12 protein-coding genes are annotated in these 14,351 nt (G+C 44.3%); 9 read left to right on the top strand and 3 right to left on the bottom strand.

Translation table 11 applies throughout. From position 1 onward, the window contains the following. Positions 1 to 3 precede the first annotated feature (3 nt). From ITG12_RS21355 to ITG12_RS21345, 3 genes are all read left to right on the top strand, one after another. Positions 4 to 684, top strand: coding sequence for an OmpA family protein (locus tag ITG12_RS21355; protein WP_248875036.1), 681 nt, complete (start codon positions 4 to 6; stop codon positions 682 to 684). Positions 685 to 772: 88 nt separating this feature from the next. Then, complete coding sequence (locus tag ITG12_RS21350) at positions 773 to 2,197, top strand: hypothetical protein (RefSeq protein ID WP_248875034.1); 1,425 nt, start codon at positions 773 to 775, stop codon at positions 2,195 to 2,197. Positions 2,198 to 3,000: 803 nt separating this feature from the next. Further along, positions 3,001 to 4,008 carry a hypothetical protein gene (locus ITG12_RS21345; RefSeq protein ID WP_095760585.1) on the top strand — a complete coding sequence of 336 codons (1,008 nt, stop codon included), beginning with the start codon at positions 3,001 to 3,003 and terminating at the stop codon, positions 4,006 to 4,008. Between the two features lie 39 nt (positions 4,009 to 4,047). Here ITG12_RS21345 and ITG12_RS21340 read toward each other — a convergent pair whose 3' ends face one another. Further along, positions 4,048 to 5,187 carry a hypothetical protein gene (locus ITG12_RS21340; protein ID WP_248875032.1) on the bottom strand — a complete coding sequence of 380 codons (1,140 nt, stop codon included), beginning with the start codon at positions 5,185 to 5,187 and terminating at the stop codon, positions 4,048 to 4,050. Positions 5,188 to 5,369: 182 nt separating this feature from the next. Here ITG12_RS21340 and ITG12_RS21335 point away from each other — a divergent pair, with 182 nt between their 5' ends. Beyond that, a complete protein-coding gene (locus ITG12_RS21335) occupies positions 5,370 to 6,632 on the top strand; it encodes an amidohydrolase family protein (protein ID WP_061035490.1) in 1,263 nt (420 codons plus the stop codon). A 470-nt stretch (positions 6,633 to 7,102) separates the two neighbouring features. Here the strand turns inward: ITG12_RS21335 and ITG12_RS21330 are convergent, their stop codons facing one another. Both ITG12_RS21330 and ITG12_RS21325 read right to left on the bottom strand, forming a co-directional pair. Then, complete coding sequence (locus ITG12_RS21330) at positions 7,103 to 7,264, bottom strand: hypothetical protein (protein ID WP_179946836.1); 162 nt, start codon at positions 7,262 to 7,264, stop codon at positions 7,103 to 7,105. Positions 7,265 to 7,502: 238 nt separating this feature from the next. Continuing rightward, positions 7,503 to 7,823, bottom strand: coding sequence for a hypothetical protein (locus ITG12_RS21325; RefSeq protein ID WP_009704082.1), 321 nt, complete (start codon positions 7,821 to 7,823; stop codon positions 7,503 to 7,505). 206 nt (positions 7,824 to 8,029) lie between these two features. On the opposite strand from ITG12_RS21325, the gene ITG12_RS21320 reads away from it, so the two are divergent. The 5 genes from ITG12_RS21320 (at position 8,030) to ITG12_RS21300 (ending at position 14,296) form a co-directional block, all read left to right on the top strand. Then, a complete protein-coding gene (locus ITG12_RS21320) occupies positions 8,030 to 9,091 on the top strand; it encodes a diguanylate cyclase (protein ID WP_248875029.1) in 1,062 nt (353 codons plus the stop codon). Positions 9,092 to 9,509: 418 nt separating this feature from the next. Continuing rightward, on the top strand, positions 9,510 to 10,109 hold the full coding sequence (gene betI, locus ITG12_RS21315; RefSeq protein ID WP_005425986.1) for a transcriptional regulator BetI: 600 nt from the start codon (positions 9,510 to 9,512) through the stop codon (positions 10,107 to 10,109). Between the two features lie 16 nt (positions 10,110 to 10,125). Continuing rightward, entirely contained in the window at positions 10,126 to 11,586 is a 1,461-nt protein-coding gene (betB, locus tag ITG12_RS21310; RefSeq protein WP_248875027.1) for a betaine-aldehyde dehydrogenase, read from the top strand. 19 nt (positions 11,587 to 11,605) lie between these two features. After that, a complete protein-coding gene (gene betA / locus ITG12_RS21305; protein WP_248875024.1) occupies positions 11,606 to 13,315 on the top strand; it encodes a choline dehydrogenase in 1,710 nt (569 codons plus the stop codon). A 42-nt stretch (positions 13,316 to 13,357) separates the two neighbouring features. After that, a complete protein-coding gene (locus tag ITG12_RS21300; protein ID WP_038880762.1) occupies positions 13,358 to 14,296 on the top strand; it encodes a choline ABC transporter substrate-binding protein in 939 nt (312 codons plus the stop codon). Positions 14,297 to 14,351: the final 55 nt, after the last annotated feature.

Below are 14,351 nucleotides of genomic sequence, written 5' to 3'. Positions count from 1 at the left end.
AATATGAAAAAGTTAGTGATTGGCGCAATCGCGTTATCAATGATGCCGTTAAGCTTTACAGTAAAGGCTGGAGAAGGGCTTAGTGTTTATTGCGACAATACCTTCAGCGAGTACCAACATAGTGTCACTGTGGATGATGTTATCGGAATTGGTCAACATCGACAGGGCTTTTTGCAGATAGAGCAGAAATCCGACAGTCACGAGCTAAAACAAGTGTTGGCGGGTAAATCAAAGTTGGGGTTGGAACAATCTAGATGTTCGACTTGGATTGGCAATCAAAACAACTATCTACAAGGCAAGGGCTTAGTTGCGCGTCTGCATTTTGGCTTTGACCAATCCAACTTAACTCCGATGGGCAGTAAGGCTCTGAATCAACTCGCAGGTTCGCTTAAAAATAGCGATAGTGCTATTGCGGTAGATGGTCACACCGACAGCAAGGGTTCTGAAGGCTACAACCAATCGTTGGGCTTGCAGCGTGCGTTGACAACGTCTAACGGTTTGATTGCGCAAGGCGTGGATAAAAGCCGTATCGTCGTTCGTTCATTTGGTGAAACTCAGCCGATTGCGTCGAATTCAACCGCTGAGGGACGATCACAAAACAGACGCTCAGAAATATGGGCTTCTAAGAATGATCAGGCAAAACCAGATCAAATAAAACCAGACGAAGTAAAGCCAACGGAATAGGTTTTAATCGCAGAGTGTTCACCTTGCCTAAAACGCAAGGTGAAGCATTAACAACAATGGTGTCGTGGTGGGTCAATTTGGAGTGGCAGTGGGTAAATCTAAAACAGTATTAGTCATATGGGTGGGTCTAGCATGGAGTGGTGTTACTGCTGCCTCAGAGCTAATTAACTTTAATGAGCAAGATAAGCTAAACAACATCAAGTCGGCTTATCAGCAAGAATATAGCGCGCTCAATATTGATGAAAATATTGCGCATTACAATAAATTGAATGCTGAAATTGAGTCCACCAAGATCAAGTTGGTCAACAACGTTGAGATGATCAAATCTGATTCAAACCGTTTAACAGACAAGTTGGTCGATGGCGTCTACGATGAATCCTTGATGCTCACCTTACGTAACATGTCATCCAAAGTGAACTCAATGAAGAAAGAGATTGAGACCGCCGGCAAGTTGCTTGCAGAAACAAAACAGCAGCTGTCGCAAGACCAACGAGAAGCCAGTCAGATTGAGCGAAAAAAAAACGATGCGTTGCTGGCTTTGTATGAGAAGATCAAAGCTCGACATTTGGACGATTCGAAACGCGTTATTAACGATACTTATCAAGGCCAATTACAGTGTAATGTATCGGAAAGCTTATCAACGTGCGTGAACCGCAATCTTCCTTCTATCAAAAATGCATTTGTGTTGAGTAAAGGTGGCTTGTCGCGCATTCAACTTACGCGTTTTAGAGTGGTAGATGCAAACCAAAGACTAAATGGCGATCTCTCCTTTACCGCGGAAGCGAGTTACAAACATGCCTACAGTGCAAATACAGAAGTGGAGCTTAGACAGGCGTTAAACCTAGATAGAGTGCGGTTTGTGTTCCGTTCGAACTCAGAAAATACGGTGTTCTACATCAACGATCAAGAAGTCGGGTCGGGTGATAGAGTAGATGTGACGGGTAATTACGTGGGGGTTTACAGTGTTCGCGCCGTAAATAGCAATCAGACACAATCGCTTAAATTGAATCTCAAAAATGACGGTGATTACTTCTTTCCATTTCCAAATAAGGCCAACGCAACCGACCTCCATTCAACTCGTTCAGTAATGGAAGAGGCGAGTAAGGTTGATGATGAAGCAACTAGAGACAAGCATTCTGGCAAATTCTCTGAGAGCCTTTTACCAAAAAACGCCGTTGCCGGAATGGAGCCTGCTGTGAAGCAAGATGTGAAACGCTATACCAATAAAGTGCTGTATAAAGACGATGCGTTTACTTACCTTTTGCCCCAGTTTAAAGGCAACCAAAAGTCTCACGATATCTTCCTGAATAGAGATCAGGCTACCCAGTATTGTGAACGTCTATCCTCCCGTTTACCTAGCACTACTGCCTATCAATACCTTGAAAAGTACGCCAACCTTTCTTCTGGAGATTATTGGACTAATAAAGGCAGCGTCTATTCATCAGATAAGCATAAAGAGCTTGATAAAGCGTTTGATACGAACAAGTTTATTTGCATGGTGAGTATGAGCTAACAACGACAACGATGCTATTCTGCCTCGCAAAAAACTTCTATAAGAGCCGTATTTACGGCTCTTTTTTTGTCTTCTTTTGGTGAATATTAGTTTGCTTAAAGGGGGATAGCTTAGACAGTTGCCTTGCTGTGTTTAAATCCTTTCTCAATGCTATCCCATTATAGTTATTACCTCATAACATGTTCTTTTTAAAAATAAAACGTGAGTGGGCATATGGCGAACAGAATGTATTTAGAGTTGGCAAAGCAAGCTTGTCAGAGTGAAAGAGAATACGAATGGGGGTTGGCGTGCGAGCTTTGGTCGGAAGCTGCCACAAAAGCACCTGAGGGCAGCACGAATAAGTATTGGGCATTACTTCGGTCTGATTTTTGCCGATGTCGTGGTAGAGAGCATGGCATGTGTTTTCTAACAGAGACGGCCTATCAGCGAGAGGAAACGAGAGAGGCAGTACGAGGGTTGAATCGACTTAACTATCTGAAAGGTAAATAAATACCACTTCAATGCTTCTTTTTTATGCAATAAGCGATATTGAGGACCCGATATTCGATTGAGCCTTCAGAGGTTCTCTATGTCACGTCAGAAAAATCTGATACTCACCTGCATGTATTTCTAATTTAGGTAAATTTAAATAATCTCAAGTTATGGTTGGCAGCGTTATTTGATAGAGAATACCTATAGAAGTATTCAAAGATTTAAATGCGATATCTAACTGATACCCGAGTAACTTCAAGATACCGGTTTCTGGGGTATGAATGTCCATTTTTTACAATGGGCATTTTGAGTTTTACAGGGAGGGGAGTTATATGACTTATTGTTTTAAAGATGAGTTGAGTCGGTGGGTCGATACTCGAGATATTTCTCGAAAGGACCTTATCGCGCTGTTACAAAATAACTACTATGAGGAGTTTAAAGGCCTTGATTCTATTACCTTAAGCCGATGGTTTACCGGTAAAAGTATCCCGCCAATATATAAACAGTTCTATATTGCCAAGTGTTTGGATATAGATTTAATAGAGGTTCTGTTACGAATGGATCTGTCTAAGGTTCGTTACTCGAACAAACATGATCTTGTCATCAGCACCTTAGTTCGAGCTCTAGATTTTTCGATTTCTAACCTTTCTTATCGCAAGGTGTCTGGGCCTCCTAAAAGCGAAATAAAAAGTCTGACGATCAATGAATACTCTGACATGTTCAAAGAGTTTAACCATAACATTTCACCTCTCAAAAGGTTCTATCAGGACCTTCAAGAGAAAGCGAGTGATGTGAAGTATCAATGCGTTTTAATTAAAAATGACCAAGAGGCAACGGTAGGCCATTGGTACGGCATGGTGAACATTGAAGGTATTAATGGGCTACCTTCATTTATTACGCTCCCACAGGAAGAAGCTGAGCGTAGCTGTTTGATTGGTGTGGGGTACTTTACAAGTTCGGCGCACTATTTTGAATTGATTGTTCAAGCTCTTTGCTATTACTTGATTAGATATTCCAGTAAGAAAGATTACGCGTACTTTTTCATCGTCGATTTTCAACCATTAATTGCATTCAGCAAGCTGGTCTTTAACGCAGAAGAAGTAAAGTACTATCCGCCAAAAGAGAAGGGTAGCATGGGTGTTTACCTATTCAGACACAATATAATCAAATCGATTTCTAACCCCGTTCTATTGAAGAAGGTGAAAGAAAAGCTCGAATGTCTGGTGGATTGCGATCCAAGTTGTAACTTGTGTAATCTGCCTGATTTTAGAAAAGATGAAATGATAATAGGTAATGGTATTCCTTTTTTAGACGTGACTGAATCTAGAACTCATGTTTGACACTGTTGTAAGACAGAGCCGCGTATGGCGGCTCTTCGATCACTCGCTTGTGAGTGATTCCAACTCTTCATCGTTGAGATAACGGTGGCCTTGCCCAAGCCCCGATATCTTTTTGAACATCAATTCGCATCGTTCTGTTGCATGGGTATCATTTTCGTTGACGCAGATACCATTTAAGAATGCATAACGTCCCTCACAGCCTATATCGTGGTTTGGGTTGATCATTGGAGTGGATAGCTGAGCTGTCACTCCATCGATTACGCAAGCGACTTTACCTTTTACGACACCGATTACACGTTTTACCCGATGTGCTTTATCTCCGCATTTCCATGCTTGGCGTGTTCCCCATTCATAACCATGTTTTTCTTTGCCTTTCTGAATATGCACAATGAGGTTCAAGTTCTTTTCCGTTGCATCAATAGGAGCTTGTACTATTTTTTGTGGCGGCGTAGTTCTGACAACAGATAAAGGCACATTACAGTTTAGGTATTTAATCGGGTTTGCAGCGCCTTGTGGGAAATGCGAAGAAATGGCCTTGTAACGAAGCTGTTCTCGAACGGTTTCATTGGCTAATTCTCCAATAAAGCCCCAACGTTCTTTTCCATCAATATCGACTGGATACCAAGATTTGATCTTGTAAACTTCGCGAGTTAACCCACGATAGGTTGTTACTGCGTAAGTTGCTCTATCTCGTTTGCTGCCAATGACCCAAGCTTCTCTTGTTGCATCGTAAAGCTCTTCTTGCGTAATTTCGCGATAGTACTTTTTATTGATGTTAATTAGTACGATGGGTAATGAGGTCTCGAGCGCTTCGGCACTATACATAGCGATAATCTCATCAGTCGTTTTAATGCCAAAATCGCTGGAGTAATGACCCCCTTGTAAATTAGACAGGTTGGTTAGTCCTATAAAATCGATGAGCGCTGCTTCAACCTCAAATGCCGTTACTTCGTCTAATCCATGCCTCAATACATAGTGTTCTACTTTGAATCCCGCATTTAAAATACTTCGAATTGTGTCAAGTTTGTCGCTAGAGCTATCACTTTCCAATACACATTCTGCATGATTAAAGATTCGATTGCCTCTGCCTTTTCCAACATAGAAGACGATGCCGTTGCGTGGGTCTCGTAGGAAGTAAACGTAATATTTAAGTTGTTCGATGACTGATTGAGAAAACATAACGTGGATTGTCCGCGCGATAGTTAATGAGGGTGGTAGTGCATATTTAAATGGCGACGGAATCTATCACGAAACCTAACTTAAGTCTTGAATGTTTTGCTTGTCGCGAAATGGCAATTCTATTTCCGGTCCACTCGATATGATGCATCTGTATTGAGACAACTGACTCGGAGATAGAAACCATGAGTATCGTAATTAAAAATGCAAACGTGTTTAACGGTGTAGATGAGCAACTTCTGAAGAACGTGGACCTTCTGATTGAAAATAACTTAATCACACAAATCGGGAAAGTGGATGACTCGAATGCTGAGCAAATCATCGATGCAGAAGGCAAAACGGTGATGCCAGGTTTAATTGATGCACACGTACACATTACGCTTTCAGCGGGCTTCAATGAGCTGGATGGCATGACTCGAGAAGAGATCGCGATTCGCTCAGCGAGAATCTCTGAAGAGATGTTGATGCGTGGCTTTACGACCATTCGTGATGTTGCAGGCAACACATTAGGTCTGAAGAACAGTATCGATAAAGGTTATGCGAAAGGTCCAAGAATTTTGCCTTGTATGGCCGCGATTTCGCAAACTTGTGGTCACTCAGACTACCGTCAAAACCAAGCACAAGAACGCCTAGCGAACGGTCATGAAGACTCACCACTAATGAAGTCGGGCGCATTTAAAGTCGCGGATGGTCGTGCAGAAGTATTGAAAGCGGTTCGAGAGCAGTTGTTTATGGGCGCTTCTCAAATCAAAGTGATGGCAGGTGGTGGTGCATCCTCTACGTTTGATCCTCTGGATACGTTGCAATACACGTTAGATGAAATGAAAGCGGCGGTGGAAGCGGCAAGCGATTATGGTACCTATGTAGCGGCTCATATTCACACTGCACCAGCGATGAAACGTGCCGCAGAGGCAGGTGTCATGTCCTTTGAGCACGCCACTATTATGGACGATGAAATCGCTCAAATTGTAAAAGAGAAAGGCATTTGGCTTGTTCCGTCATACTTCACGTCATCATTGATTGCAGAACGTAAGATCCCGTTGCCAAACGAAGAGACTTACCGCAAGACAGAACGCGTTGGTAAAGCAATGTTTAAGTCTGCTGAGCTTATCAAGAAATACGATATTCAAAACCTAGCGTTTGGTACTGACTGTGTTGGTAAAGCAAACGTTCATGAAAGTCAGATGCAAGAGCTGGGCGCTATTGAAACCACATTCGATACGATTACAGCACTTCGCATGGCTACCTCAAACTGTGGGCGTCTATTTGAATTGTCGACTTACAAACATCCGTATCAAGAAGGTAAGTTAGGTCAAATTGTGGAAGGTGCTTATGCAGACTTGCTTATCGTCGATGGCAATCCACTAGAAGGTGTAGATTGCGTGGTACAAGATGAAACTAAGAAAGTCATCATGAAAGACGGTGTTGTGTATAAGAACACACTATAGGCTAAATACCTCCTTACCAAAGGCGCTCACTGAGCGCCTTTTTTGCGTTTGGGGAAAGATTGGACGCCATTTAGTGAAAGCTTTCTGGGTTAATCCTATGACCCGTTCTAGCCCTTTACACCTTCCTACCAGTATCATCTTTCATTGAAACTAACGTCTCCTTTTAGGCTAATTTGTATTGTCCAGCGAGAGCGCCTCGATGCTCCCCTCGCGTTGAGTTTGGTTATGTTCTAGTACCCTATGCGTAAGGGGTAAGACCTTAAACATAGAGGCATAAGAGCGATGAATAGACACAATTTCACTTCTTATTTTTAGCCGTCAATGGCCTTGTCTTAGGTACTAAAGTTTAGAAAGAGAGAAGGGGCACAAGGTGATGATAGGGACGTGAATTCAGGGATATGACATACAAAAAACCGCACCTCAAAAAGGTGCGGTTTAGATAAAGGTAAAGTGACAGAATCTGATCGAGCTTACTTCATCACATAGCGGTAAGTTTTGATTGCCAACCAAGTAAAGGCTTTGAATAAAATTTTTACGGTCTTAAAGGCAACTTTACCTATGGACAGCATCAGTTCGCCGGCAACGGTTAGACAAGTGTGTAAATCAGTTTGTTTGAACTCTGCGTAAGTCATGTTGGTCTCTCATTTTTTAAGTAGGGACTCCTGTCGCTCAATGCATACCCTGTAGCGATATAGTAGAAATAAGCAGGGATGGGGACTTACCATTTGGCGCCACTTCGCACGTAAAGATAAAAAAGTAATATTGATTGTGGTGGTTATAAATAGCCGTGGTGAATTTTTGATAGGTGGATTACAGGTGCAAAAAAGCCACCACTAAAGAGTGATGGCTTCAACAAAGGGGCTGGTGTGATTAGTATTTTACAAACAACATTTTTCTGAGGCTGTTACAGCGAGACTTATCTAGTGGGTCACCAAGGTATTCGCCATCTTCTGCCGCTTTCTTCATGACCAATGCTCTTGCCCGGTCACCACTGTCTAGGTCTTGATATTCTTCTAAGGTTTTCAGCTTCAATAAACGGTATTTCGATTTGTCTTTGCCAGAGGCGACACGATCGTAGCAGTAACTCATCGCGCCTGCATTTGCGCCAATCTTGCTGGCGTCGGTAATCGCATAAGCGTTAAAACCAATAGTGCTTGTAAGTAAAATCAAAAGGGCATTACGTGCTTTCATTTCTTTTTCCTAATTCAATCAAGTTGATGAATAAGATAAAGGGCGACGACGTTTAAAAATTGCCATTAAGCGACATTTACGAAGAAACGAATAGCGATGACGGTTTGTCAGCGGCATGTCAGTGATCAAGTTGTAGCGCAAAGTGGTAAATCTTAACAAACTGAATTTAATAACCTTTGCTCATCGAATCATTCGGAGCACGCATTATGAATGCGAGAAAATTTACTAACGATACCAAGCGCGAGTTACTTCCGTTTGTTTATCTATTGACGCTGACTGGCTGGGGGATTTACACGCTCACACATGATTACAGTTGGCAGGCATTGTTATTGTTTGTCATCGGGTTACTGATGGTATTGCGTAACTACCACTTAGAAAGCGAACGCATTGACGAAAAGATCGCGAGTATTGCCGCGCACTCAGTGATTGGTGTCGTCATCCTCAATCAAAATTTACGAGTCGACTTTGCGAACAAAAGCTTTTCCAAGTTAACAGGACATACGGCCAAACAATTGAATGGAGAAGATTTGAAGAAGTATGGTTTCAGTTGTTTGAACGACGCGATTGCGAAGTTAGGAGCAAAAGCAAACTGGAAAGGTGAAATCAAAGTGACGAACCGTTTTGGTGACCACTTAACGTTAGATACTCACATCACGCATTATGAAATGGGGATGGGAATGAGTGATCGATATGTACTTAGCTTCCGAGATATCAGCCATCGAGTTCGGTTGGAGAATAAGCTCAAGAATCTTGCAGAAAAAGACCCACTAACGGGCTGTTGGAATCGTCGTCGTTTTGACAAGGAGATAGCACGTCACGCCAGTATTGCTGACCGTTATGCGGTGTCGAATACCACACTGGCTATTATCGATATTGATCACTTTAAGCAGATCAATGACAAACATGGTCATGATGTGGGTGATGAGGTGATTAAAGAACTTGGGGAGTTGATGCGAGCGCAGTGTCGAGAGACAGACATTGTCGCTCGTGTTGGCGGAGAGGAGTTTGCGATTATCATGCCAGAGACTAATAAGCGTAGCGCGTTTGAAGCGATTTACCGTCTCAAAGAAATCATTCAATCAAAAAGCGTACTGGGCATCACGATAAGTGGTGGAATTACGACGATCAATCGTTCTGTTGAGCAGAGCTATCGCCGAGCAGACAAGGCTTTGTATCGTGCGAAAACACTGGGGCGAAATCGAGTGTGTAGCTCTGATGGATATTCTGAACACATAGTTCATACGAAAAGAGCAAAAGCGTTCATGTAAATGACGCAAACAGTAACAAGATAATCAGAAAGCGGTTTACATTTTATAACAACTTGACGAAGCAATGGTGTTTCTTTGTCCAATTGATAGTCATGAAATTAAAATGAGTCGTAATTATTTGATGTCGATGTATTTTTGTTTGTTTATGTTTTTGAGGTGTAAGTGCTCAACATGAAGTGTTTGCTCGTTAAATTCCAGTTTTCTTTTCTTAATGCCTGAAATTTAATGGTTTATTTCTTGTGCGTTAAGGTGTCAATCTCGATTTAAACTTCATTTTACAGATGTTTAATTAATGATTGTTGTCGAAATGATTCGCTTGTACCTACCATTTTTTCTAGATAATTAGTTTGAGTTCGAACTAAATTTAAGGCATTTTATATTTAACTAACCGTTCAATTAAAAATAACAAGGATGCAAAATGCCCAAGGTTGGGATGCCTGAAATCAGAAAACCGCAGCTAGTCAAAGCGACGATGTCGGTCATTGACAGAGTTGGTTTACACGCCGCGAGTATCTCGTTGATCAGCAAAGAAGCAGGGGTATCAACGGGGATCATTAATCACTATTTCGGTGGAAAGCACGGCCTGTTAGAAGAGACCATGCGTGAAATCCTGCGCCAGCTTTCTGCCACCATCAAAGAGAACCTAAGCCAGCTGCCGGCTGATGCGCATCATCAACGTATTAATGCCATCATCGACGGCAACTTTGTGGGTTTCCAAGCCGAGAACCAAGTGGCAAAAACTTGGTTGGCATTCTGGTCGTACTCCATGCATGACGCCCAGCTCAAACGTCTGCAACGAGTGAATGAACGACGCCTCCTTTCTCACCTAAAAAAAGAATTAAAAGCTTTGCTGGATAATGACCAAGCAGAGCTAGTAGCGCATGGTATTGCGTCACTGATTGATGGCATTTGGCTACGCGGAACGCTCAATCCGCAAGGTATCGATGCAGAGAAAGCGCGCGTCATCATCAACGACTATCTCGACAAACAACTCACGTTCTACTCAAAACAAAAATAAAGAGTCAAACCTTCAAATGGATATGAAAGCACACTACATCGATGGTGCCATGCACCTAGGATGCTCAGAAGAACACTTCACCACATACAATCCAGCCAATGGTGAGCCGCTTGCGAATGTGAAGCAGGCTAACCAGCAAGATATGCAAGCGGCAATTGAATCTGCCAAGCGCGGCTTTGCGATTTGGTCTGCCATGACGGCGACAGAACGCAGTCGTATTTTGCTTAAAGCGGTGGCGCTACTTCGTGAAAGAAACGACGAACTGGCAGCATTAGAAGTCGCGGATACGGGCAAACCAATCCAAGAAGCGAATTGCGTAGACATTGCAACGGGGGCGGATGTGATCGAGTACTACGCAGGTCTTGCGCCTAGCATGCATGGTGAACAACAACCGCTTAATGAATCCCAGTTTTTCTACACTCGCCGCGAGCCTCTAGGGATTTGTGCGGGCATTGGGGCGTGGAACTACCCAATTCAAATCGCGATGTGGAAATCTGCCCCTGCGCTTGCTGCGGGTAATGCGATGATCTTTAAACCATCAGAAGAAACCCCGTTAACCGTACTCAAACTGGCAGAAATCTACAGCGAAGCGGGATTGCCAGATGGCGTGTTCAACGTTATTCAAGGTGATTACCGAGTAGGGCAGATGCTCACCGCACATCCGGACATCGCTAAAGTCTCTTTCACTGGCGAATCCGGTACGGGCAAAGTGGTGATGGGTGACAGTGCCAATACGCTAAAGCAAGTCACAATGGAGCTTGGCGGTAAGTCTCCAATGATCATTTTTGATGATGCCAAGCTAGACGATGCGGTTTCTGCTGCAATGGTCGCGAACTTCTACACCCAAGGTGAGGTTTGTACGCACGGTACTCGCGTGTTCGTTCATGAAGGTATTTATGATGAGTTTGTCGCTCAACTTAAGAAGCGTACTGAACTGCTGGTGGTTGGCGATCCGCTTGATGAGCAGACTCAAATTGGCGCACTAATTTCCAAAGAACACGAATCAAAAGTCCTTTCCGCAATTGAACAAGCGAAAGCAAGCAAAGCAACGTTGCTGACTGGTGGCTATAAAGTCACAGAAAACGGTTTGGCGAGCGGTAATTTTGTTGTGCCAACGGTTTTCATTGATTGCGAAGACGACATGCCGCATGTGCAGCAAGAGATCTTTGGTCCCGTAATGTCAGTGCTTAAGTTCAGTGACGAAGACGAAGTGATTCCTCGCGCCAACAACACGGATTACGGACTTGCAGCTGGCGTGTTCACGCAAAACCTCTCTCGTGCACACCGCGTTATTCATCAAATCCAAGCTGGCATTTGTTGGATTAACACCTGGGGTGACTCTCCAGCTGAAATGCCCGTTGGCGGTTACAAACTGTCTGGCATTGGGCGTGAAAATGGTGTCGAGACCCTTAAGCATTACACCCAAACCAAGAGCGTGTTAGTGCATTTGGGTGATTTCGACAGCCCTTACGCGTAATCAGTCTGGAGGATTTGTAATGCAACAACACTACGATTACATCATCGTCGGTGCTGGCTCGGCAGGCTGTGTTTTGGCGGATCGCCTGAGTGAAAGCGGTCAGCACCAAGTCTTGCTGTTGGAAGCGGGTGGCTCAGACAAGAGCATCTTCATTCAAATGCCAACGGCGCTGTCTTACCCAATGAACACTGAAAAGTACGCATGGCAGTTTGAAACTGTAGCGGAAGAGGGGTTAGACGGACGCCAACTGCATTGTCCACGCGGCAAAGTGTTAGGCGGAAGCTCTTCGATCAACGGCATGGTTTACGTTCGTGGTCATGCATGTGACTTTGACGAATGGGAAGCAGAAGGCGCGAAAGGCTGGAACTACCAAGCGTGTTTGCCGTACTTCCGTAAAGCGGAAACGTGGACAGGCGGCGCAGACGAATACCGTGGCGACAGTGGTCCTGTTGGGACGTGTAACGGCAACGACATGAAGCTGAATCCACTTTACCAAGCGTTTATTGAAGCAGGCAAAGATGCGGGCTACCCAGAAACGCAAGATTACAACGGTTATCAGCAAGAGGGCTTCGGTCCGATGCATATGACGGTAGACAAAGGCGTGCGTGCCTCTACCTCTAACGCTTATTTAAGTCGTGCAAAAAAGCGCCATAATTTCAGTTTGCTGAAAGGCGTAACTGCTCATCGCGTTTTGCTTGAAGGCAAGAAAGCGGTCGGCATTGAGTTCGAACAATCCGGCAAGATCAAACAGTGCTTTGCTAACAAAGAAGTGGTGTCGAGTGCGGGTTCTATCGGCTCAGTACAACTGCTGCAACTCTCGGGTATTGGTCCTAAGACTGTGCTTGAAAAAGCGGGCATTGAAGTGAAACACGCACTAGAAGGCGTGGGTAAGAATTTGCAAGACCACCTTGAAGTCTACTTCCAGTATCACTGCAAACAGCCGATCACGCTTAACAGCAAGCTAGGTTTGATCAGCAAAGGTTTGATTGGTACCCAGTGGATTCTGACGCGCAAAGGTTTGGGCGCAACCAACCACTTTGAATCGTGCGCGTTCATCCGTTCTCGTGAAGGGTTGAAATCGCCAAATATTCAATATCACTTTCTACCAGCGGCAATGCGCTATGACGGACGCGCGGCATTTGATGGTCACGGCTTCCAAGTGCATGTTGGTCCAAACAAGCCAGAGAGTCGCGGCAGTGTCGAAGTGGTTTCTGCCAACCCAAATGACAAGCCAAAAATCGAGTTCAACTACATCTCGACGGAACAAGATAAGCAGGATTGGCGAGACTGTATTCGTTTAACGCGTGAAATCCTCAATCAACCTGCAATGGATGCGTTCCGTGGTGAAGAGATCCAACCGGGTCTTAACATCACCAGCGATGAAGCGATTGATGAATGGGTGAAGCAAAACGTGGAAAGTGCTTACCACCCATCGTGTAGCTGCAAAATGGGCGCAGACGATGACCCAATGGCAGTTCTTAATGAAGCTTGCCAAGTGCGCGGGATTGAAGGCTTGCGCGTGGTGGATTCATCCATCTTCCCCACCATTCCGAATGGCAACTTAAACGCCCCAACCATCATGGTTGCAGAGCGTGCCGCGGACATGATCTTGGGTAATCCCCTCGAACAATCGAATAACACACCGGTTTGGATTGCTCCGAACTGGCAAGAGACGCAAAGAATGCGTCCGCCGAAAAGAGACTTAAGCTCGATCTCTTCTATCGCTTAATAACTCAAAGAAAAGTCAGTAATCATTACAAGGAATTTAAACATGTCTACGATGACAAAAATCTTTTCATCTATCGCGCTGAGTGTAGTGGCGACAGGTGCTTACGCTAACCAATGTGAAACCGTTCGATTTGCCGATGTAGGCTGGACGGACATCACTGCGACCACAGCTGTTACTTCTGAACTGCTCAAAGGCTTGGGCTATAAAACCAAGACCGATCTGCTGTCTGTACCTGTAACGTACTCTTCAATGGCAAACGGCGACATTGACGTATTCCTAGGCAACTGGATGCCAACCATGGAAGGCGATATCGCCAAGTACCGTGAAGCTGGCACAGTGGAAACCGTTCGTGCAAACCTAGAAGGCGCAAAATACACCCTAGCCGTGCCAAAGTATGTATATGACGCAGGCGTGAAAAGCTTTGCTGACTTGGCAAAACATGCCGACAAATTCAAAGACCGCATCTACGGTATTGAGCCGGGTAACGATGGCAACCGCCTTATCCAAGATATGATCGACAGCGATGCATTCGGCTTGAAAGACTTCAGCCTAGTGGAATCAAGCGAAGCGGGCATGGTGTCTCAAGTGTCTCGTGCCGTGCGTCGTAACCAATGGATCGTTTACCTAGGTTGGGCTCCACACCCAATGAACAGCAATGTTGAGATGGAATATCTATCTGGCGGTGATGACTTCTTTGGCCCTAACTACGGCGGTGCAAATGTTTACACCAACGTGCGCCAAGACTACCTATCTGAGTGTCAAAACGTGGGTCAACTGCTTAAGAATCTAGAGTTCAGCCTAGAGATGGAAAACCAGTTGATGGAAGCGATTCTAAACCAAAAGCAGAAGCCAGCGAAAGCAGCACAAGAATGGTTGAATGCCAACCCACAACAATTTGAAGCATGGCTAGAAGGCGTGAAGACGCTAGACGGCAAAGATGCAAAACAAGCGATTACTTCTTACCTAAAAACAAACGCTTAATCATTCCTCTCTTTAGGAAAAGGTGGGTAGAGATGCCCGCCTTTTAACACAAAGG

This window comes from Vibrio sp. ED002 (assembly GCF_023277445.1).
GTDB classification, from domain to species: Bacteria; Pseudomonadota; Gammaproteobacteria; order Enterobacterales; family Vibrionaceae; genus Vibrio; species Vibrio jasicida.
The sequence above is the reverse complement of the archived record's forward strand: the minus strand, read 5'-3'. Positions and strand labels throughout refer to the sequence as shown.